This window comes from Pseudomonas fluorescens, assembly GCF_004683905.1.
Lineage (GTDB): Bacteria > Pseudomonadota > Gammaproteobacteria > Pseudomonadales > Pseudomonadaceae > Aquipseudomonas > Aquipseudomonas putida_A.
Genome location: NZ_CP038438.1, coordinates 4,526,309 through 4,548,144, shown reverse-complemented (window position 1 = coordinate 4,548,144; position 21,836 = coordinate 4,526,309). Strand labels below are relative to the sequence as shown.

20 protein-coding genes are annotated in these 21,836 nt (G+C 58.0%); 11 read left to right on the top strand and 9 right to left on the bottom strand.

Annotation, left to right across the window (positions count from 1 at the left end):
- Positions 1 to 211 precede the first annotated feature (211 nt).
- A complete protein-coding gene (locus E4T63_RS20945) occupies positions 212 to 1,261 on the bottom strand; it encodes a diguanylate cyclase (RefSeq protein WP_135296947.1) in 1,050 nt (349 codons plus the stop codon).
- Positions 1,262 to 1,417: 156 nt separating this feature from the next.
- A complete protein-coding gene (locus E4T63_RS20940; protein WP_027612615.1) occupies positions 1,418 to 2,026 on the bottom strand; it encodes a TetR/AcrR family transcriptional regulator in 609 nt (202 codons plus the stop codon).
- A 216-nt stretch (positions 2,027 to 2,242) separates the two neighbouring features.
- Here E4T63_RS20940 and E4T63_RS20935 point away from each other — a divergent pair, with 216 nt between their 5' ends.
- Both E4T63_RS20935 and E4T63_RS20930 read left to right on the top strand, forming a co-directional pair.
- Positions 2,243 to 3,319, top strand: coding sequence for an MBL fold metallo-hydrolase (locus tag E4T63_RS20935; protein ID WP_027612616.1), 1,077 nt, complete (start codon positions 2,243 to 2,245; stop codon positions 3,317 to 3,319).
- Between the two features lie 112 nt (positions 3,320 to 3,431).
- On the top strand, positions 3,432 to 4,949 hold the full coding sequence (locus tag E4T63_RS20930) for an amidase family protein (protein WP_135296378.1): 1,518 nt from the start codon (positions 3,432 to 3,434) through the stop codon (positions 4,947 to 4,949).
- Between the two features lie 9 nt (positions 4,950 to 4,958).
- On the opposite strand, the gene E4T63_RS20925 is transcribed toward E4T63_RS20930, so the two are convergent.
- Together E4T63_RS20925 and E4T63_RS20920 are read right to left on the bottom strand one after the other, a co-directional pair.
- Complete coding sequence (locus tag E4T63_RS20925) at positions 4,959 to 5,267, bottom strand: hypothetical protein (RefSeq protein ID WP_027612618.1); 309 nt, start codon at positions 5,265 to 5,267, stop codon at positions 4,959 to 4,961.
- Between the two features lie 93 nt (positions 5,268 to 5,360).
- Positions 5,361 to 6,128, bottom strand: coding sequence for an AraC family transcriptional regulator (locus tag E4T63_RS20920; protein WP_135296377.1), 768 nt, complete (start codon positions 6,126 to 6,128; stop codon positions 5,361 to 5,363).
- A 112-nt stretch (positions 6,129 to 6,240) separates the two neighbouring features.
- On the opposite strand from E4T63_RS20920, the gene E4T63_RS20915 reads away from it, so the two are divergent.
- On the top strand, positions 6,241 to 7,056 hold the full coding sequence (locus tag E4T63_RS20915; protein WP_135296376.1) for a sulfite exporter TauE/SafE family protein: 816 nt from the start codon (positions 6,241 to 6,243) through the stop codon (positions 7,054 to 7,056).
- A 63-nt stretch (positions 7,057 to 7,119) separates the two neighbouring features.
- Positions 7,120 to 8,256 (top strand): hypothetical protein, encoded by a 1,137-nt coding sequence (locus E4T63_RS20910; RefSeq protein WP_135296375.1) that lies wholly within the window; start codon positions 7,120 to 7,122, stop codon positions 8,254 to 8,256.
- A 3-nt stretch (positions 8,257 to 8,259) separates the two neighbouring features.
- On the opposite strand, the gene E4T63_RS20905 is transcribed toward E4T63_RS20910, so the two are convergent.
- From E4T63_RS20905 to E4T63_RS20885, 5 genes are all read right to left on the bottom strand, one after another.
- Positions 8,260 to 9,243, bottom strand: a complete 984-nt coding sequence (locus E4T63_RS20905) for a hypothetical protein (protein ID WP_135296374.1) — start codon at positions 9,241 to 9,243, stop codon at positions 8,260 to 8,262.
- Between the two features lie 313 nt (positions 9,244 to 9,556).
- Positions 9,557 to 10,270 (bottom strand): HNH endonuclease, encoded by a 714-nt coding sequence (locus E4T63_RS20900; protein WP_097085841.1) that lies wholly within the window; start codon positions 10,268 to 10,270, stop codon positions 9,557 to 9,559.
- A gap of 113 nt (positions 10,271 to 10,383) precedes the next feature.
- A complete protein-coding gene (locus tag E4T63_RS20895; protein WP_135296373.1) occupies positions 10,384 to 10,917 on the bottom strand; it encodes a BRO-N domain-containing protein in 534 nt (177 codons plus the stop codon).
- A 346-nt stretch (positions 10,918 to 11,263) separates the two neighbouring features.
- A complete protein-coding gene (locus E4T63_RS20890; RefSeq protein WP_027612630.1) occupies positions 11,264 to 12,514 on the bottom strand; it encodes a ribonucleotide-diphosphate reductase subunit beta in 1,251 nt (416 codons plus the stop codon).
- 553 nt (positions 12,515 to 13,067) lie between these two features.
- Positions 13,068 to 13,328, bottom strand: coding sequence for a DUF2790 domain-containing protein (locus E4T63_RS20885; protein ID WP_027612631.1), 261 nt, complete (start codon positions 13,326 to 13,328; stop codon positions 13,068 to 13,070).
- Between the two features lie 461 nt (positions 13,329 to 13,789).
- On the opposite strand from E4T63_RS20885, the gene acs reads away from it, so the two are divergent.
- From acs to argR, 7 genes are all read left to right on the top strand, one after another.
- A complete protein-coding gene (gene acs, locus E4T63_RS20880) occupies positions 13,790 to 15,745 on the top strand; it encodes an acetate--CoA ligase (protein WP_007963105.1) in 1,956 nt (651 codons plus the stop codon).
- 709 nt (positions 15,746 to 16,454) lie between these two features.
- Positions 16,455 to 17,228 (top strand): ABC transporter substrate-binding protein, encoded by a 774-nt coding sequence (locus E4T63_RS20875; protein ID WP_027612633.1) that lies wholly within the window; start codon positions 16,455 to 16,457, stop codon positions 17,226 to 17,228.
- Positions 17,229 to 17,319: 91 nt separating this feature from the next.
- Positions 17,320 to 18,009 carry an ABC transporter permease gene (locus tag E4T63_RS20870; RefSeq protein WP_003227287.1) on the top strand — a complete coding sequence of 230 codons (690 nt, stop codon included), beginning with the start codon at positions 17,320 to 17,322 and terminating at the stop codon, positions 18,007 to 18,009.
- Positions 18,006 to 18,704, top strand: a complete 699-nt coding sequence (locus E4T63_RS20865; RefSeq protein WP_103485855.1) for an ABC transporter permease — start codon at positions 18,006 to 18,008, stop codon at positions 18,702 to 18,704. Before E4T63_RS20870 ends, E4T63_RS20865 begins: the two co-directional genes overlap by 4 nt.
- Position 18,705: 1 nt before the next feature.
- Positions 18,706 to 19,818, top strand: a complete 1,113-nt coding sequence (locus E4T63_RS20860; protein WP_135296372.1) for a M14 family metallopeptidase — start codon at positions 18,706 to 18,708, stop codon at positions 19,816 to 19,818.
- Between the two features lie 27 nt (positions 19,819 to 19,845).
- Positions 19,846 to 20,610: an ABC transporter ATP-binding protein gene (locus E4T63_RS20855; protein WP_003227281.1), complete on the top strand. Its 765-nt coding sequence runs from the start codon at positions 19,846 to 19,848 to the stop codon at positions 20,608 to 20,610.
- Positions 20,611 to 20,842: 232 nt separating this feature from the next.
- Positions 20,843 to 21,835, top strand: coding sequence for a transcriptional regulator ArgR (gene argR / locus E4T63_RS20845; protein ID WP_027612635.1), 993 nt, complete (start codon positions 20,843 to 20,845; stop codon positions 21,833 to 21,835).
- Position 21,836 lies beyond the last annotated feature (1 nt).

Genomic DNA, 21,836 nt, shown 5'->3' with positions numbered 1-21,836 from the left:
TTTGAAAAACATAGGGGCAGTACCTGGAAGTAGGGAAAGACGAGGTTTGTGTCCCTGTTTCCGCGCTGGCAGAGCAAATGCTGGATGAGCATTTGCCATTGACTGCAAAGTGCCAGCATCCAGGCTGACGAGCCGATCTTATACAAACTGCTTTGAGTTGTACAAGAAATTGCGAATCAGTTTTTTCAAGGCTGAGGGCGCGGGCGTCTTCTTAGCCCGGACTGCTCAGCGCCACGCTGATGGTGTTGCGCCCCGTGTGTTTGGCGGTGTACAGCGCTTTGTCGGCGTCATCCAGCCAGGCAACCGCGTCGCTGTACGACGGCTGAAACCGGGCCAGACCGATACTCAGGCTGACGCGTAGCTCTGGCACATCCGGGTGCCGATATTGATCCATCGCCTGACGCAATCGTTCCATTTGCGCCTCGGCTTTATTGAGTGGCTGGTCGGGCAGGATCAGGCAAAACTCGTCGCCGCCATAACGACCGGCCCGTTCACCTTCGGCCAGCAGCCCTTTGAGTGCCTGGCTCAACTCGCGCAGCACGGCGTCGCCAACGATGTGCCCATAGTTGTCGTTGATGGTCTTGAAATGATCGATGTCGATCAGCGCCAGAATGTCCTGGGTGTTGTTATCTCGGCACCGGGTGAAACGCGTATGGAGCAGATCCTTCCAGGCGCCGTGATTGAGCAGCCCGGTGAGGCTGTCGGTGCGGCTCAGGTCTCTGAGTGCACGTTTGTGTTGTGCAAGTTTGATCGCCAGTTGGTAACTGACCATGCCCAGGGCCAAGGGGTACAAGGTCAGCATCGGCAGGCAGGCCCAAACCTCGATTTGCGTCATCGTCAGGCTGAACTTGAAGCCGAACAGTAAACAGCCCAGCAGTACGCCGGCCACTTGGGCCAGGGCACCGAGCAGGAACAGACGTCGTCCACCGGCGGCGACATTGTTCATGGTCATCATCGACAGGATGGTCACGGTGGTCAGCGGATTGAACTGAAAGCACGCGGTCCAGAAGCCCCCGCACAACGAGTCGTACAACAGGTTGCGGCGTTCGGCATGGTAGGGGAAGGTCGAGCGGGTCGAAATCTGGTAGGCCAGATGCGGCCAGATAAAACCGTTAAACACCAGCAGCGCCCAGAGCCAGTTCGGCATGTGCAACGGATACAGCGCGGCCGCGACGCTGAAAAAGCCGACACCCAGACCGATGATCCTGGGCAGATAAATGCGTCTGGCGAATGACAAGCCTTTGCCGCGTTGATTTTCCATGATGTCCTGCGCCAGATTCATCCTGAAATACTTTGAAGTGCTTTTTCAGGTTGACCGTTCGTCGGTCAATTGTCGGACATTGTCATTTATTCCAACGGGAATAATCAGTGTCCTTCCGAGCCATTTAATCGTGGCGGGGCGCAGGAGAGGGCCGGTTTAGAGCTGGTATCTGGCCAGAAACATCTCCATGGCCGACTCGGCCACGGCTTTTTGCGTGTCTGCATCCAGCGGCGGCAGGCCCATGGAAATCTGCGGCCAGAAACCGAACGACTTCAACAGCCCTTGCACCTGCTGCGCGGCGAATTCTGCGTTCACGGTTTTCAGCCGACCATCCGCCAGCGCAGCGCGAATCCACACCGTCAGGCCTTCTTCGCGCTCGCCCATGCGCGCCACCATGTCCTGCGCGCGCTCCGGGGAATGGATGGTGGCAGCGATCGCCACCCGTGCCAGTCCGAGAAAATTGTCATCGGCCATCATCTGCAGCTTAGCCAGCAACATGGGCAGCAGTTGCTCGCGCAGCGGCTGATCCGCGCGATAGGTCACGGCTTGCTCGTCGGTGATGCGTGCCCAGAGTTGGTTGAGAATTTCGGCGAACAGCTCTTCCTTGCTGGGAAAGTGGTTGTACACCGTGCGCTTCGACACCCCGGCGGTGGCCGCGATCTTGTCCATGCTGGTGACCTCGAACCCGTTGGCACGGAATTCGGCAATTGCCGCCTGGATGATGGCTTCGCGTTTGCGGTCGGTGAGGCGTTGTGGAGCTGTCATAAGTACGCTTCGGCAGAGAAGGGGTGGAATTACACTTGGCAGTTTACTTGTCATCCGGTTTGATGCAACCTAGAAACTACACCGATCAGTGTAATGTTGCGTTAATCCGCGCAACCTAAAAAACAGACAGTTCGGCTGATGCGTGCGTGCCTTGGCCATTTATCGTCCCACCGTGAAAAACCGTGAATTGCGCGGTTTTTCTGGAGTCTCTCAGTCATGGCCAATCCAGATTTTTCTGCGGATCAAACTTCCACGCCTGAAGCCTCTCGCCAGGATCAAGGGCTGTTCCGTAACCATGCGCCGGTGCAACGCGAAGGTGGGCGCAAGATGCTGCGGATCATGTGGAACATGATTTTCAACAAGCCCCGCAATACCCGTCCCGCCGCCGCGATCCCGGTGCAACCGCTGACCCGTGAAGACCTGCTGGCAGCACCGAATCACAGCGTTTACCGCCTCGGCCACTCGACCCTGCTGCTGAAAATGCGCGACAAATTCTGGATCACTGACCCGGTCTTCGCCGAGCGTGCCTCGCCCGTGCAATGGGCCGGCCCGAAACGTTTTCACCAACCGCCGATCAGCATCGACCAGTTGCCGCCGATCGAAGCGGTGATCCTGTCGCACAACCATTACGACCACCTCGATTATCAGGCAGTACTGCAACTGGCGGCCAAAACCAACTATTTCCTGACCCCGCTGGGCGTCGGCGACACCCTGATCAAATGGGGCATCGACGCCAGTAAAGTTCGCCAGTACGACTGGTGGCAGGGCACCGAAATCGCCGGCATCCGCTTCGTTGCCACTCCCTCGCAGCACTTCTCCGGCCGCAGCCTGTTCGACAGCAACAGCACCCTGTGGGCATCGTGGGTGATGATCGACGGCGACACGCGAATCTTCTTCAGCGGCGACAGCGGCTATTTCGACGGCTTCAAACGCATCGGCGAACAGTACGGCCCGTTCGACCTGACCCTGATGGAAACCGGCGCCTACAACGTCGAATGGCCACACGTGCACATGCAGCCCGAAGAAACCCTGCAGGCGCACCTCGACCTCAAGGGCCGCTGGCTGTTTCCGATCCACAACGGCACCTTCGACCTGGCGATGCACGCCTGGCATGAACCGTTTGACCGGATTCTGGCGCTGGCCTGGGAGCGTAGTGTTTCGATTACCACGCCGCGAATGGGCGAGGCGTTTAATTTGATGCAGCCGCAGCGGGGGCACACGTGGTGGCTGAATATGGAGCAGGATGTGTCGGAAAACGCCCCAATTGCTGGTAGCGGCTACAAGTCGGGATGACTTTTCCTACTGTCGATAGTCCAGCTGGCTGACAGCTCTTTCCTATGTCCTCGGTAGGCTTGGTCGCGAGTGAATGAATCACTCGTGATTAGCCTAAACAAGGACGATAGACATGACGCATTTCTTCAAACGTCGCGTGAATACGCTGACGAAATCCATATTGGTCGCACTGGCAGCGACAGGAGTCGCTGCCAGTGCCCATTCGGCTGCCGATCTTCATTACGCCAGCGTCAGTGAACTCAGCAAAATGATGGCCGACAATGAGCTCACTGCTGTTGAACTGGTTGAACACTTTCAACAGCGAATTGCCGAGCTGGACAAGCAAGGCCCTGCTATCCACGCCATCGTCGAACTGAATTCACAAGCCATCGAAATAGCTACCGCGCTGGATAACGAGCGTAACGAGGGGCTGTCGCGTGGTCCGTTGCATGGTATTCCGGTACTGCTCAAAGACAATTTTGATACTGCCGACAGCCTGCAAACCGGCGCCGGCTCCTTGGCCATGGTCGGCCAGCCGGCAGCCAACGATGCCTTTGTGGTTAAACAGCTGCGGGATGCCGGCGCGATTATTCTGGGTAAAGCCAACATGAGTGAATGGGCTTATGTGCGGGAAATGGGTTTGCCCCATGGTTGGAGCGGACGTGGTGGGCAAGGGAAAAACCCACATGCACTGAGCGAGGAAATCTGCGGTTCCAGTTCTGGATCGGCCGCTGCCGTGGCTGCCGGTTTCGCGCCGATCTCCTTGGGCACGGAAACCAACGGTTCGATCACTTGCCCGGCATCGGCCAATGGCGTAATCGGCGTCAAACCCACCTTGGGTCTGTTCAGTCGCACCGGGGTGGTGCCAATCACCCGTCTGCAAGACACCCCAGGCACTTTGACACGTACTGTCCGCGATGCGGCAATGATGTTCAACGTGTTGCAAGGCATGGATGCTGCGGACTCCGCGACATCGATCGCCCCGACAGGAATCGACTACACGGCGCTGCTGGCAAACGATGCCCTGCAAGGCAAGCGTATCGGTTATCCCGCTGCTTACGAGGGAACGGACGGCGTGGTTCTGACTCCCGGAGTGGAGTTTCAGAAGGCAATGATCACACTCGAGAAACAAGGTGCGACGCTCGTGCCAGTGACCATTCGTTTACCTGATATCGATAATTTCGTACCCGGTCTGATGGGCGCGATGAAATACGAATTGCCTGAATATCTCGTCAGCCGTTCCGCTCTGCCGATCCAGTCGTTGCAGGACCTGATCGACTTCAATCAGCTCAATCCCGGCAAGGAGGGCTATGGGCAGGCCACGCTCGAAGCGATGAATGCGCTGGACATGACTCACGAACAGGCCAGCGGATTGATCTTGAGCATCAGCAAAAACTTCAAGGACGCCATTGACGAGCAACTGCGCGAACACAACCTCGACGCAATGGTTGCCGAAGCGGATGGTTACTCGCAATTTTCTGCCGCAGTGGCTGGTTATCCGGCGGTAACCCTGCCATCGGGCATGAGCGCTAACGGTATACCCACGTCCGTGTTCTTTTTCGGCAAAGCATGGAGCGAGCCGCAATTGTTCGCCATGGCCTACAGCTATGAACAAGCCTCGGCCGAGCTGCGGCACCCTGCGTTCAAGTAATCATTCCACCTAAGCAAAATCCCCACGCTCTGCAACGTTCTGCTGCATGGCCTGGGGATTCAATTTGCGACCCGGCGCAAACCCGGGAAAAAACACCAGCCCCTGTGCCTCAAACCGATAAGCCAACGCCAGCCGCGTCGCATCCGCCACGTCCTGCTGCGCTTCAAACCGCTGGATATCATCCACCGCAACCTCCGCCTCGCGCGACAGTTGTTCCACGCTCCAGCCCAGCATCGCTCGGGCCTGGACGCAGTGCGTCGGGGTGAACTGGAAAAGGGCAATGCGTTCGAGGATGTGGTTCATCGCAAGAGAGGCCATGGTGTGCTCCGGGCTCAAGAGTGCTGATTGAAAATGTACTGTGTTTTTGTACAGTTGTTTTCGGCCGGGATCAAACGCATTTTTTGATTTGCCCTAGTTCGCCGCCTCCAACCAGACGGACGGTGCCTGTCCGAGGATGCGCCGGAACATCGTCGAGAACGCCGCCGGGCTCTCATAACCGAAGTCCAGGGCGATCCGCGTCACCGCTTCACCGGCCGCCAGCCGCGCCAGCGCCAGCACCACGCAGGCCTGTTGCCGCCATTGACTGAAGCTCAACCCGGTCTGCTGCCGAAACAGTCTGTTGAAGGTGCGCAAGCTTATGTGCAACTGCTCGGCCCAGTGTTGCGGCGACTGATGGGCGTTCGGCTGAAGCAGAAAGGTCTGACATAGAGCGAGGAGCTTTCCGTCAGTCGGCAGCGGAATGTGCAAGGGCAGGGGCGCACTGCGCGCCAGTTCATGCAGCAGCAGGTCGATCAATACGCCGTCGCGTCCTTCGAGGTCATAAGTCAGCGGCACTTCCACGGCTTCCATCAACAAGTGCCGCATCAACGGTGAAACGCTGATCACCTGGCAGCGCCCACCCAAGTCCACCGCCCCCGGCTCGATGTACAAACTGCGCGTACTCACGCCGAGCATCAGCACCTCATGCGCCACCCCCGGCGGAATCCACACCGCCCGTTGCGGCGGCACCACCCAGTTGCCGTCATGGGTACGGACCTGCATTACCCCGGTCGCGCCGTACAACAACTGCGCCCGTCGATGCGTATGAAACGGCAACAGATGGCCGTGGGAATAATCTGTACCGATCGCCACCACCGGGCGCGGTGTGTGATCCAGCAGATTGATCGAAACATTGCGCATCGAGCGTTTCCCGGAAGTTGGCGTAAACGCAAACATTATTGGCTGAGTTGCTGAAGCAGGCCAAGCCGCTTCGCTCTATCGTCGACAGCTCGCCATCACCGGAAGACGCGCCATGTTCTACCTACTGCTGACTCTCTTCGGCTGCCTGACCGGCATCACCGCCGTCCTGTTCGGTTTCGGCGGCGGCTTCGTCGTCGTGCCGCTGCTCTATCGCTTGCTCAGCGCCAGCCATGGCGCCGACGACCCCATCAGCCAATCGGCCATGCACATCGCCGTCGCCACCTCGACCTGCGTGATGATCGTCAACGCCCTGATCGCCACCGACAAACACCGCCGCGCCGGCAATCTGATCCGCCATTACCTGTGGCCCCTCGGCGGCTTCATCGCCCTGGGCGCAATCATCGGCGCGATCGCCGCGGTGTGGGTCAGCGGCGAGGTCATCCGCTACGCCTTCATCGCCTACCTCGGCGTGACCATCATCGACTGCCTGCTCAGACGCGGCTTCCTCACCCGCAGCGAAGGTGTCATTCCACGCCGATTGGATCGCAAGGAAATATCCGCCGGCGGTGTAGGCATCGGCGCCATCGCCACGTTCCTCGGTGTAGGAGGAAGCGTCATGACCGTGCCGCTGCTGCGCCGCTGCGGGTTGAGCATGTCCCAGGCCACGTCCATGGCCAATCCGTTGAGCGTGCCGGTGGCAGTGGCCGGGACGCTGACCTACATGGCACTGGCCGGATTCAGCGCGACGGATCTGGGCGCGTGGTTTGTCGGGTATGTGGATTTGCTGGCGTTTGTGGTGCTGACACTGGGCTCGTTGGTCGGGATTCGAATGGCCACGCCGTGGATCGGGCGGATACCGGACCGGGTGCATGCGTGGGTGTACATCGCACTGCTGATCGTCGTCATGCTGGGCATGCTGCTCAAGTAGAGCCTCGATTCCTGCGCGCATCCTCTGCATACTCCGCAGCCTCATTCATTCAGGGATCGATCCATGCTCAAGGGACTGCTGCGCCTGGCGCCATACGCTGCGGCGCTGTTCACACTGATTTCCACTGCCCATGCCGAAGATGGCCGGCGCGTGTTCACCGGTACGCTGGGCAAGATGCCGATTGTGCTGGAGCTCAACACCACGCAGCAGGACGAAGTCACCGGTCGCTACTTCTATGAGAAGTATCACCGCGACCTGGAACTCAGCGGCTCGCTGCAGGGCAGCACGTTGAACCTAATTGAAGGCAACAACCGCTATGGCGACGACAAACCGCTGCCAACCCTGAAGCTGAAAACCACCGCCAACGGTTGGCAGGGCGAATGGCAAAACCCCAAGGGCAAGAAGCTCCCGGTGCAACTGACCGAAGCCAAGCTTCCTGCGCCAACTGCTACCACGCTGCCCTTTATTGCCACGTTGCCGAAGGACGATCCTTACGAGTATTTGCGCTTACAGGGGCTCAAGCTCAAGCCGGAGAAGAAAGAAAACTTCATGGGCTACGAGCTGCAGTGGTGGACGGAGCCTGAGTCGAAGGTTTCGTTGTTCAGTGTTGAATCTGGCTATACGAAAGAAGAGCAGGAGCGGATTAACAACCACTTGCTCGGACGGCTATGGACTGAAGTTATCGACTATCACCGTTGCATGATGGATGGCGGGGAATACGCCGAGTTTGATCAAGGAGCTGCCCCGGAGTTTCTCTCGCCCGACGTGGTCAGCCTGGACATCTCCACTGGTTACAGCTGCGGCGGCGCCCACCCGGACTTCGGTAGTTCGCCGATCAACCTGGACGTCCACACCGGCGAATTGTTGAAACTAAAAGATGTGCTGTGGATCGGTGAACCGAATAGCGCAGCCACCGAATACGATCAGATGAAAGTCATGGCGCCGTGGCTGGTCAAACAGTTCACCACGCTGTACCCCGAAGAAATGAAGAAGCCTGCCGAAGACGACGACAGTTGCGATTACACCGATGAAAGTGTCTGGGGTTATTCCAACTGGCACTTCACGCCGAAGGGGATTTACCTGGGTGCTTACTTCGCCCGTTACCAACGTAATTGCGATAACCCCGACTGGTCGGTGCTGCCTTACTCGCTGGTCAACCAGCACCGTGGCGAAGCCAAACTGCAATTGCCCAAAGGCTGACCGTCACGCCAGTCCCGGCGCTTCCCGCACAATGAAGTGATCCAGGTTCTCGATGTTGGCACTGAACACCCCGAACGTCTGTTCGGGGTTCTTCTTGCTAGGCACCTGCTTCAACTCCGGCGTCACGCCATAGAAGAAACAGAACAACTCCTTGTCGCTGTCGATCGCATGCTTGATCTCTTCCAGAAACGCCTTGCGCTTGCGGTAGTTGTCGATCAACTTCTTGCTCAAGTAAACGTTCACCGAATACGGCTTCTTCTTCGCCTCATCCGCCTGCTTGAACCAGACCTTCTGCTCGAAATCGATGCGAAAACTCTGGGTGTAATCCTTGATCTCCTTGATCTTGCCCCAGTAGATCAGCCCCTTGTTGTCCGTCAGATACTCGATCTTCTTGAAGAACGAGCCATAAGGCGCCGTGTGCTCACCGATCTTCAACGGCATGCGCTTAAGCAACTCCTTGTCGGCGAAGTTCGACACAAAACACTCCACCGGATGCGCAAACACACTGGTCTTGTCCGGCGCCGTCTCACGCCCCGGCGACTCCCTGGAACTCACCTGCGCCACCCGCACCGGATCATCCCGCAACACATCCGCCGCCCCCGCAGGCGCAGCAGGCTTGCGCACATACTCACGCCGCGTCAGCAACAACTCCGACGGAAAATGCTCCTCCCGCCCGTCATCCACCTCGCCATCCGCCGACTCAACGCCAGATGCCGACGCCTTCAAACTCACATACGGACAACCCGCTACATGCTGCGTACCGGGCAAGTTCTTGAAGTGCGGCGTGCGCACGTAATTCACGTTCTTGGCGTTGAACGTGCCCAACTCGTTGGAGGCATCAAACGCCAAACGACAGGCATCGTTGGGGCACTGGAAGTGTTCCTTCGCAGAATCGAACGCCACCGTCTCATCGAAATTGAGATCGCGAACGTCATAGATCGACAACTTGTCGTCGAGGCTGAGGCAGTAGGCGAGATCGAATTTCATGGCGGGGCTCGGATCCTTGAGTGGGGGAGGGGTATTAATAGCGGGAGGCGCGGCGGGTTGCACTGATTGTTTTCAAGATGATGCGGAATCTGTGGGAGCCAGCCTGCTGGCGATCCCGGGCATCAACTCAGTCCTGCTGCCAGATACCCACTTTGCAGCAACACATCTCAATTGTGGTGAGGGGATTTATCCCCGATGGGCAGCGGAGCTGACCCAAGCCATTAAAAAGCGATCGTCAGGAAGTGTTAGTTTGGCGATCGCTTTGCAGTCGATCGGGGATGAATCCCCTCGCTACAGGTTCCATATAAACCAGTTACTCGCGCTTCAGTCGCTTCACTTTTTGATAAAGCGAATCTGTGAATTCCTTCCGATCGCTAGAATGGTGGCAGCGTCTATGGCAATTCGGACACAGTGCAACTGTGTTGCTTTTGCGATCTCTACCCTGCTGTGCCAAATGCTTAACGTGATGAACTTCAAGATATGGCTCTCCATCCATTTCGAACGGAGCCGGTTGCCCGCAGCCTTCGCAGATACCCTTAGCGTTATCGAGAATCCAACCTTTGATTTTGGAGTTTCGAACAAAGTATTTGGTTATGGTCACCCCTTGTTGAGGCGGTGCATCATTTTCCGGTTCGCTTACGAAGTTCGGTGTTCTAGTGGGCTTTATGTGGCGATTGCGAATTGCAGCCTCGTCAGAAGGAGAGCCGATACTCCGAGTCAGAATACCTTTTGACTCTAAAATTTTGGTTAGGCGCGCAGTGATACCTGAACCAAGGTTAACTTTTGGTTTGTAGTGAACAATCGTCTTCAGCCCCAGCTCATCAAACAATGCCGAGATGTTCTGCAGGCGATAGTCGATCGACTTGGTATTGCGATTAGCAAGTACACCGTCCTGCAGATGCTTGTGCTCCGCAGACTTGTTGAATTTTTCATCGTTTGGATATCTCACTTGAATCGAGAGATAGGCATCGACAGAGGCTTCCAATTCTTCATCGGTCCAGCCTTTTTGTTCCTTTTTCGTATCCATACAGTCGCCGAGGGTTGAAAACCCTCGGACGATACTGAGTGGCCATTACTGCTGTCTACGAAAATTCCTACAGAAAACAGCGACGGATCCCGCGCAATCCTACAAACCTCTCCCTAGCCCATCGAGTGCTTCGAGGACTGAAACACCTGCGTAACCCTCCGCCACCAGGGTTTCTCTAGAGAAGCTCGTCGTAGATTTTGATCATTTAACAGGTAAGGCATATCCCGAAGCCGAATCCAGCCCTCATCCTGCCAATGCAGCAAACGCAAAGACATCTCCGGCCAATCCAACAAGCTCAACATTGGCCGATTCGAATCTCCTGAATCCGCAGCATCGCGCAATGTCGGCACCACCTCATTGGTCAGCCATTCCCGCAACAACCGATTACCCGGAACGTAGTGATAGACCAGCAGCGCGTACACCCCGGACTCACTGAGCATCAGATGCTGTTCTGGTTCTCGAAAGTACTCAATCCACATGACGCGGCGCTGATCGCTATCTAGCTTGTTGACCACCCGATCATTCAGATGGAAACCCATCAAGCGGCCGACATCGCGAGCGGAGAACCAAGGCTGGTTTTCTAATAAAAGGGCATGGAGAGAAAGGTTGTGGCGAGAGAACACTATTACCGGGAGCGGATCAGACATATCTATGACCTCTACGTTAGATTTTGGGAGGGCCTGACCCCAACGTAGAGCGGACTTAAGAAATCCCAACGAGCAGAGCAGTTGTCACCGACGAATCACACGTCTGTGTCACTGACCAAGCTTTCTACGTTGGGCGTTTCTTAGGCACCTGCGATAGAGCTTAGTAGTGCTTGTAGCGGCCTTCAATGGGACGCGGCTGTAAGTGCTGTAGGAGATTGAGCGCTGTGACGTAGGCGTAAAAAACGATTACCAATCGTCCATAAAAAAGCCCCGATCAGATCGGGGCTTTTGCTTTCTCGACTTGGCGACTCAAGCAGCAATCGTCAAATCGTGGCGAGCGAGACCATTAGTCCCAGCTCAACGCACCACCAGTTTGGTATTCGATCACGCGAGTCTCAAAGAAATTCTTCTCTTTCTTCAAGTCCATAATCTCGCTCATCCAAGGGAACGGGTTAGTGGTCCCTGGGTACTCTTCTTTCAAACCGATCTGCGACAAACGACGGTTAGCGATGAACTTCAGGTAGTCCTCCATCATCGCCGCGTTCATGCCCAGTACGCCGCGAGGCATGGTGTCGCGGGCGTATTCGATTTCCAGCTGCGTACCCTGCAGGATCATTTGGGTCGCTTCTTCCTTCATCTCGGCATCCCACAGGTGTGGGTTTTCGATTTTGATCTGGTTGATCACGTCGATGCCGAAGTTCAGGTGCATGGATTCGTCGCGCAGGATGTACTGGAACTGCTCGGCGACGCCGGTCATTTTGTTGCGGCGGCCCATGGAGAGGATCTGGGTGAAGCCGCAGTAGAAGAAGATGCCTTCCAGAACGCAGTAGTAGGCGATCAGGTTGCGCAGCAGTTCTTTGTCGGTGTCCGGGGTGCCGGTTTCGAACTTCGGATCGGAGATCGAACGGGTGTATTTCAGGCCCCAGGCTGCCTTTTTGGCGACCGATGGGATCTCGTGGTACATGTTGAAGATCTCGCCTTCATCCATGGCCAGCGATTCGATGCAGTACTGGTAGGCGTGGGTGTGGATCGCCTCTTCGAAGGCCTGGCGCAGGATGTACTGGCGGCATTCCGGGTTGGTGATCAGGCGGTACACGGCCAGGACCAGGTTGTTGGCAACCAGGGAGTCGGCGGTGGAGAAGAAGCCGAGGTTGCGCATCACGATGCGGCGCTCGTCGTCGGTCAGGCCTTCCGGGTTTTTCCAGAGGGCGATGTCGGCGGTCATGTTGACTTCTTGCGGCATCCAGTGGTTTGCGCAGCCGTCCAGGTACTTCTGCCAAGCCCAGTCGTACTTGAATGGCACGAGTTGGTTGAGGTCGGCGCGGCAGTTGATCATGCGCTTTTCGTCAACGGCGACACGGGCGGAGGCGCCTTCGAGTTCGGCGAGGCCTTCGGCGACGTCGAGGGAATCCAGTGCAGCCTTGGCGCGGGCCACGGCGGCCGAGTCGTCGGCGGTCACGGCGCGGGCTTCCAGCGCTGCGGCACCGCCGGCGCTGTCGAGGCGGTCCATGTTGGCTTCAGTAGCGTGGCCGGCGTTGGCGCCTTTCACTGCTGCTACTTCACTGTCTTCTTTGTCGAATTCGTCCCAGCTCAGCATGACGTGTCGTCTCCTGCGTGAGGGCCTGTCGCCCCGTGTGAAACCTGATTGGTTGGTTTTTCACACGGTCGTACAGACCGCGTTGGATCTTAAGGAATCGTTTTTTGCGGCAGCCAAGGCAGGCAATAAAACAGAATTTTGTACGGGTTTCCGAGAGCCTCTGACGGGCGCAGATCAGCGTTGACGCTGCTGCGGGGCTTCAGAATGGCTTTTGCTCCCTGTAAGGGAATATTGCTGACCCGATTAGGGCGGCATTATAGGGAAAAAAACACGGCTGTGCTGAGGCGAATCCGCGCATGGAGCGGTCGAGGAGGCTGGTTTTTCGATGAGAGTGCGGGTTTACAGGGCTTTGCCGGGGATAGATTTTTTTTCGCAAAAATCTCGCGATTGTGGATTTGCTCAAAAAACGAACAAAAAAACCGGTTTTTCACTACATCTAGTGTTTTGCAAGCATTTTTGACGACTCCAGACACAACTGAGCCCGACCGAAGCCGGGCTGGAATCGACCCTCAAATGAGGCGCTGAGCGGTCCGATTCGGTGCAGTCTCAATCATCAATTGGTGCAGCCGTTGCCCATGACGCTGTAACGCAGGATGTGGCGCTGACCCTTGGAGTCGTCGTACTCCATTTTGGCCGGTACCACTTCGCAGACATTCGGCACTTCGCTCATCGATACAACTTTGGCGATGTCCAGGTGAGTGGAGTAAGTGTATTCCTCGATCACCGGTTGTTGCTGTGCGACATCAGTCGGGACCTCGTCTGCCATGGCGGTTGCGCACAGGCTGCTGAGGGCCAGAACCAATAAAGCTTTCATTTCAGATTTACCTTTTTGAGGTCGAGTGGGGTCACGCAACCTTTTTAGGGTTGCGTGTGGAACTTCATCACTTGGATAAGTTGATTAACGGCCTTCGTGGGGGCTGTAACGTTGTTAATCGGTTTGCCTTGTCGGCGATGCGGATTTTAGGGGGGTGGGGTGGGGGTAAACAGGTGGAGTTTTGATAAACACTTTTCGCGGTTTTGGTAACAATCGGTCGTTAGGGTGAGGAGAGCGTTTTCTGGCGATGCAATTTGTCTGGGGAACCGAGTTGTCTGGATCGCTTGCAGGCAAGCTCCTACAAGGGGTTTGGGGTGTTTGGGGGTAGTGCGTCGGGCTTGCTGTCTGGGTATCGCCATGTTTTGTAGGGGCTTGTTACTACCATCGTCGAATGGTTCTATGGGCCCGGCCCGGCTACAACGGGGTCATACAAAAACAACTATTCCACCGAGGTAAGAAAGATGAGTGCGGCTTCTCTGTATCCCGTTCGTCCCGAGGTTCTGGCCAATACGCTGACTGACGAGGCGACCTACAAAGCCATGTACCAGCAGTCGGTCGTCAACCCTGACGGTTTCTGGCGCGAGCAAGCCAAGCGCCTCGACTGGATCAAGCCTTTCACCACGGTGAAGCAGACTTCCTTCGACGATCACCATGTCGACATCAAATGGTTCGCCGACGGCACCCTGAACGTTTCCTACAACTGCCTCGACCGTCATCTGGCCGAGCGCGGCGACCAAGTTGCAATCATCTGGGAAGGCGACGATCCTTCCGAAAGCCGCAACATCACCTATCGCGAACTGCACGAACAAGTGTGCAAACTGGCCAACGCCCTGCGTGGTCAGGACGTACACCGCGGCGATGTGGTGACTATCTATATGCCGATGATCCCCGAAGCCGTGGTCGCCATGCTGGCCTGTACCCGGATCGGCGCGATTCATTCGGTGGTGTTCGGTGGTTTCTCGCCGGAGGCCCTGGCGGGGCGGATCATCGACTGCAAATCGAAAGTGGTGATCACAGCTGACGAAGGCATCCGTGCCGGCAAGAAGATCTCGCTGAAGGCCAACGTCGACGACGCGCTGACCAACCCGGAAACCAGCAGCATCCAGAAAGTCATCGTGTGTAAGCGCACCGGTGGCGACATCAAGTGGAACCAGCATCGCGACATCTGGTACGAAGACCTGATGAAAGTGGCGGGCACTGTCTGCGCGCCGAAAGAGATGGGCGCCGAAGAAGCGCTGTTCATCCTTTATACCTCCGGCTCGACCGGCAAGCCGAAGGGCGTGCAGCACACCACCGGCGGTTATCTGCTGTATGCGGCGATGACCCACGAGCGCGTGTTCGACTACCGTCCAGGCGAAATCTACTGGTGCACCGCCGACGTCGGCTGGGTCACCGGCCACAGCTACATCGTCTACGGCCCGCTGGCCAATGGCGCGACCACGCTGCTGTTCGAAGGCGTGCCGAACTACCCGGACATCACCCGGGTGGCGAAGATCGTCGACAAGCACAAGGTCAACATCCTCTACACCGCGCCGACCGCGATCCGCGCGATGATGGCGTCCGGCACCGCCGCCGTTGAAGGCGCTGACGGCAGCAGCCTGCGTCTGCTCGGTTCGGTGGGCGAGCCGATCAACCCGGAAGCGTGGGACTGGTACTACAAGAATGTCGGCAAGTCCCGTTGCCCGATCGTCGATACCTGGTGGCAGACCGAAACCGGCGGCAACATGATGAGCCCGCTGCCGGGGGCGCATGCACTGAAACCGGGGTCGGCGGCACGTCCGTTCTTCGGTGTGGTGCCGGCGCTGGTCGACAACCTCGGCAACATCATCGAGGGCGAGGCCGAGGGCAATCTGGTGATTCTCGATTCGTGGCCGGGTCAGGCGCGCACGTTGTATGGCGATCACGACCGCTTCGTCGACACCTACTTCAAGACCTTTCGTGGCATGTACTTCACCGGTGACGGTGCGCGGCGTGACGCTGATGGTTACTACTGGATCACCGGGCGTGTCGACGACGTGCTCAACGTCTCCGGCCACCGCATGGGCACCGCCGAGATCGAAAGCGCGATGGTCGCCCACCCGAAAGTCGCCGAAGCGGCGGTGGTTGGTGTGCCGCACGACATCAAGGGGCAGGGCATTTATGTCTACGTCACCCTGAAAAATGGCGAAGAGCCGAGCGAGCAACTGCGTCTGGAACTGAAGAACTGGGTGCGCAAAGAGATCGGCCCGATTGCTTCGCCGGACGTGATCCAGTGGGCGCCGGGGCTGCCGAAGACGCGTTCGGGCAAGATCATGCGGCGGATTCTGCGCAAGATTGCTACGGCTGAGTACGATGGGTTGGGGGATATCTCGACCCTGGCGGATCCGGGTGTGGTGCAGCATTTGATTGATACGCACAAGACGATGAATGTGGCTTAAGTCTGTCTGATGCATTGAAAAGCCCTGTCCGGTGTTTGCCGGGTGGGGCTTTTTTGTGTCTGGAGGTTTTGGGGTGGTTTTGCTGGCCTCATCGCGAGCAGGCTCACTCCTACAGTTGATTGGAGCGCGATCACTGTAGGAGTGAGCCTGCTCGCGATAGCCATCTGTCAGACACCGGTGTACTTCGCTGTCGGAATGAAAACCCACCCAACCAATAATTATCGATTTCCCGCGTAAGCCCCTTCCCGCTGTTACCCATGCCTACCTGAGTAACCAAATGTGTAACCGCCCGCCCCGCCGCGGGGCGAAGGGAAACGCAATGCCCCGTTTTAGAGCCTTAAAACCCCCGGTGAAAAATAAGACACAACGCTGCGCTTGCCGGATTAGAAGGGTTTGCGAATAATAGGCCCGCAATTTGCAGCATAGATCGGTTCACTGTCTTTCGCTCTTGCATGAATTTGCAAGGCTGTCAATGCGCTCAAGCGGGTTTCTCTGTGCATCTGTAATTAGTTGTCGCATTGAAGAAATATCGGCTTCGGGCCTGTCGTTAGAATGCCGATCACTCGCTCATCGTGGCTGACGTTGAAACCTCCGAGGGTTTCAATGGGAAATTTCCCACCGATGCTGCGCCGCTTTCCCGATTCACCCATTCGCATATTGGGCTGTCGCTCACTCTGCCGTTTTTGCCCTTTACCGATGGAGTCCCAAGATGAAGAAACTTGTGCTGCTTGGCGCCCTGGCACTGTCCGTGCTGTCGCTGAATTCCTTCGCTGATGAAAAACCTCTGAAGATCGGTATCGAAGCGGCGTACCCTCCGTTCGCTTCCAAAGCGCCGGATGGCAGCATCGTTGGTTTCGACTACGACATCGGCAATGCCCTGTGTGAAGAAATGAAGGTCAAGTGCCAGTGGGTCGAGCAAGAGTTCGACGGTCTGATCCCGGCACTGAAAGTGCGCAAGATCGACGCGATCCTGTCGTCCATGTCGATCACCGAAGACCGCAAGAAGTCCGTGGACTTCACCAACAAGTACTACAACACCCCGGCCCGTCTGGTCATGAAGCAGGGCACCGTTGTCAGCGACAACCTGTCTGAGCTCAAGGGCAAAAACATCGGTGTACAACGTGGTTCGATCCACGAGCGTTTCGCCCGCGAAGTCCTGGCCCCGCTGGGTGCCGAGATCAAGCCATACGGCTCGCAGAACGAAATCTACCTCGACGTGGCTGCTGGTCGCCTCGACGGTACCGTGGCTGATGCCACCCTGCTGCAGGACGGCTTCCTGAACACTGATTCCGGCAAAGGCTTCGCCTTCGTTGGCCCGCAGTTCACCGACGTCAAATACTTCGGCGACGGCGTAGGCATCGCGGTGCGCAAGGGTGACGCGCTGAAAGACAAGATCAACGCTGCCATCGCGGCTATCCGTGAAAACGGTAAATACAAAGCTATCCAGGACAAGTACTTCGCCTTCGATATCTACGGCAAGTAACACGTCTCTGCGACAAGTCAGAAATGGCGCAAGCAACAGGATCTCTGCGGTTTGCGCCATTTTTTCATCCCAACTTTCGAGGACCTGAATCATGTTGAAAGGCTACGGGGCTGTCATCCTCGATGGCGCATGGCTGACGCTTCAGCTCGCCTTGTCGTCCATGGCCCTGGCCATCGTTCTCGGGCTGATCGGGGTCGCGTTGCGCCTGTCGCCGATTCGCTGGCTGGCGTGGCTGGGCGATCTGTATTCCACGGTGATCCGCGGGATTCCCGACCTGGTGCTGATCCTGCTGATCTTCTACGGCGGTCAGGACCTGCTCAACCGCGTCGCGCCGATGCTCGGCTATGACGACTACATCGACCTGAATCCGCTGGCCGCCGGTATCGGCACCCTCGGTTTCATCTTCGGTGCGTACCTTTCGGAAACCTTCCGTGGCGCGTTCATGGCGATCCCAAAAGGCCAGGCCGAAGCGGGCATGGCGTACGGCATGAGCAGTTTTCAGGTGTTCTTCCGGGTGATGGTGCCGCAGATGATTCGCCTGGCGATTCCTGGCTTCACCAACAACTGGCTGGTTCTGACCAAGGCCACCGCGCTGATTTCGGTGGTCGGTCTGCAAGACATGATGTTCAAGGCCAAGCAGGCGGCGGATGCCACCCGCGAGCCTTTCACCTTCTTCCTCGCAGTGGCGGCGATGTACCTGGTGATTACCAGTGTCTCGTTGCTGGCGCTGCGTCACCTTGAGAAGCGCTACTCGGTAGGCGTAAGGGCGGCTGATCTATGATCTTCGACTACAACGTCATTTGGGAGGCCATGCCGCTGTACCTCGGCGGCCTGCTGACCACCCTCAAACTGCTCGCGCTGTCGCTGTTGTTCGGTCTGTTGGCGGCACTGCCGCTGGGCCTGATGCGCGTCTCCAAGAACCCGATCGTCAACGGCGCCGCGTGGCTCTACACCTACGTGATCCGCGGCACGCCGATGCTGGTGCAGCTGTTCCTGATCTACTACGGTCTGGCGCAGTTCGAAGCAGTACGTGAAAGCTTCATGTGGCCGTGGCTGTCCAGCGCAACGTTCTGTGCGTGCCTGGCGTTCGCGATCAACACCAGCGCCTACACCGCCGAGATCATTGCCGGCAGCCTCAAGGCCACGCCGAACGGCGAGATCGAAGCCGCCAAGGCCATGGGCATGTCGCGCTTCAAACTGTACAAGCGCATCCTGTTGCCATCGGCCCTGCGCCGGGCGCTGCCGCAGTACAGCAACGAAGTGATCATGATGCTGCAGACCACCAGTCTGGCGTCCATCGTGACCCTGATCGACATCACCGGCGCGGCCCGTACTGTCAACGCGCAGTACTACCTGCCGTTCGAGGCGTACATCACCGCCGGCGTGTTCTACCTGTGCCTGACCTTCATTCTGGTGAAGCTGTTCAAGCTGGCCGAGCGCCGCTGGTTGAGCTACCTCGCCCCGCGGAAGCACTGATATGGAACGCATCGACCACGTATTGCCGTGGAGCCACTTGGGCAGCGAGCGCAAGATCTCGGTCTTCCGCTTCGGCAGCGGCGAGCGCAAGGCTTACATCCAGGCCAGCCTGCACGCCGACGAACTGCCGGGCATGCGCACCGCCTGGGAGCTGAAAAAGCGCCTCGGCGAGCTCGAAGCCCAAGGCTTGCTCAACGGTGTGATCGAACTGGTGCCGGTCGCCAACCCGCTGGGCCTCGGCCAATTGCTGCAAGGCAATCATCAGGGGCGTTTCGAGGCGGGCAGCGGCAAGAATTTCAACCGTGATTTCGTCGAGCTGAGCGCACCGGTGGCGGCGGCGCTGGCCGAGCGTCTCGGTGACGATCCGCACGCCAACATTCGCCTGATCCGTCAGGCCATGGCTGATCATCTGGCGGCATTGCCCGAGGCGAGCAGCCAGTTGCAAGGCATGCAGCGCGTTTTGCTCAGCCACGCCTGCACTGCCGATGTGGTGCTCGACTTGCATTGCGACGCTGAAGCCGCGCTGCACATGTATGCGCTGCCGCAGCATTGGCCGCAGTGGCGTTCGCTGGCGGCGCACCTGAATGTGAAGGTCGGTCTGCTGGCGGAAGATTCCGGCGGCAGCTCCTTCGATGAGGCGTGCTCGTTGCCGTGGCTGCGTCTGTCGCGGCAGTTCCCGGACGCGCAGATTCCACTGGCGTGCCTGGCGACCACCGTCGAGCTCGGCGGTCAGGCCAATACCGACCGCGTTGATGCGCAAGCCTGGGCTGAAGGCATTCTGGCGTTCCTCGCCGAGCAAGGCCTGATCACTGGCGAGTGGCCGAAGCCGGCCAGCGAGCCGTGCGAAGGCATGCCGTTCGAAGGCACTGAATTACTGTTGGCGCCGCACCCCGGTGTGGTGAGTTTTCTGCGTAAACCCGGCGAGTGGGTTGAAGCCGGGGATGAGATTTTCGAAGTGATCGACCCTGTGTCCGATCGGGTCAGCACGGTGTGTGCTGGTACGTCCGGGGTGCTGTTTGCCATTGAACGGCTGCGCTATGCCCAACCCGGTTTCTGGCTGGCCAAGGTGGCGGGGCGCGAAGCGCTGCGTCACGGGCGCTTGCTCAACGACTGACTGACTGTTTTTGTGAGAACCGACCGCATGTACAAACTTGAAGTCCAAGACCTGCATAAACGCTATGGCAGTCACGAAGTGCTCAAGGGCGTGTCCCTGAAAGCGGCAGCCGGCGATGTGATCAGCATCATCGGCTCCAGTGGCTCCGGCAAAAGTACTTTCCTGCGCTGCATCAACCTGCTTGAGCAGCCGCACGCGGGCAAGATCCTGCTCAACAACGAAGAGCTGAAACTGGTAGCGAACAAGGACGGCGCGCTGAAAGCCGCTGATCCGAAACAGCTGCAGCGCATGCGTTCGCGCCTGTCGATGGTGTTCCAGCATTTCAACCTGTGGTCGCACATGACCGCGCTGGAAAACATCATGGAAGCGCCGGTCCACGTACTGGGCGTGTCCAAGGCTGAAGCCCGCGAGAAAGCCGAGCACTACCTGAACAAGGTTGGCGTGGCCCATCGTAAAGACGCGTTCCCGGGGCACATGTCCGGTGGCGAGCAGCAGCGTGTGGCAATTGCCCGTGCGCTGGCGATGGAGCCGGAAGTGATGCTGTTCGACGAACCGACTTCGGCGCTTGACCCGGAGCTGGTCGGTGACGTGCTGAAAGTCATGCAGGCCCTCGCTCAGGAAGGCCGCACCATGGTCGTGGTCACGCACGAAATGGGCTTCGCCCGTGAAGTGTCGAACCAGTTGGTGTTCCTGCACAAAGGTGTCGTGGAAGAGAGCGGCAACCCGCGCGAAGTGCTGGTCAATCCGCAATCCGAGCGCTTGCAACAATTCCTGTCGGGCAGCCTCAAGTAATCGCTGCCGTTATGCACCAGATTAGGTCATGCTTCGCGACCTGAAGACTGGCTCGGTCCCCCTGTGGGAGCGGGCTTGCTCGCGAAAACGGTCGATCAGTCAACATCATTGCTGCCTGAACCACCGCCTTCGCGAGCAAGCCCGCTCCCACAATGGACCTGCGACAGCTTCGATTACGGGCTAGCATTGGCCCATGCCTTCATCACCGTTCTTCGTTTCGGATTGCCCGCCCATGACTGCCCATCGAATTGGTTTCCTGATTTGGCCCAGCACTAAAGCTTTGACGCTGGCGCTGGCGGAGGAGGCCTTGCGTGTTGCTCAGCGGGTGCATCCGGAGGTGGTTTACGAATTGTCGTTCCTCCAGGCCGAAACCGTGACAGACGTTGCGGCCGAGGGGGCGTGGCAACTGCCGGGCGAGGCGTGGACCGGCAAGCTGGAAAACTTCCAGAAACTGTTCCTGCTCGCCGACGAGCCACCGACCACTCTGGCCCCGGCCCTCAGCAGCGCGCTCAAGCAACTGGTGCGGGCCGGTTGCGTGATCGGTGGTCTGTCGGCGGGCGTGTATCCGCTGGCGCAGCTCGGTCTGCTCGACGGTTATCGCGCGGCCGTGCACTGGCGCTGGCAGGACGATTTCGCCGAGCGTTTCCCGAAAGTCATCGCCACCAGTCACCTGTTCGACTGGGATCGTGATCGCCTGACCGCGTGTGGCGGCATGTCGGTACTCGACCTGTTGCTGGCGGTGCTGGCCCGTGATCATGGGGCAGAACTGGCCGGTGCGGTGTCCGAAGAACTGGTGGTCGAGCGCATCCGCGAGGGCGGTGAACGCCAGCGCATTCCACTGCAGAACCGTCTCGGTTCCAGCCATCCGAAGCTCACCCAAGCGGTGTTGCTGATGGAAGCCAACATCGAAGAGCCGCTGACCACCGACGAAATCGCCCAGCACGTGTGCGTGTCCCGTCGACAGCTGGAGCGGATCTTCAAGCAATACCTCAACCGCGTGCCGAGCCAGTACTACCTGGAGTTGCGCCTGAACAAGGCCCGGCAGATGTTGATGCAAACCAGCAAGTCGATCATCCAGATCGGCCTGTCCTGCGGTTTCTCCTCCGGGCCGCATTTCTCCAGCGCCTACCGCAACTTCTTCGGCGCCACGCCGCGCGAAGATCGCAACCAGCGGCGCAGCAGCAGTCCGTTCGAACTGTCGTCAGTGCCGCCGGAGCGCGGTTGAC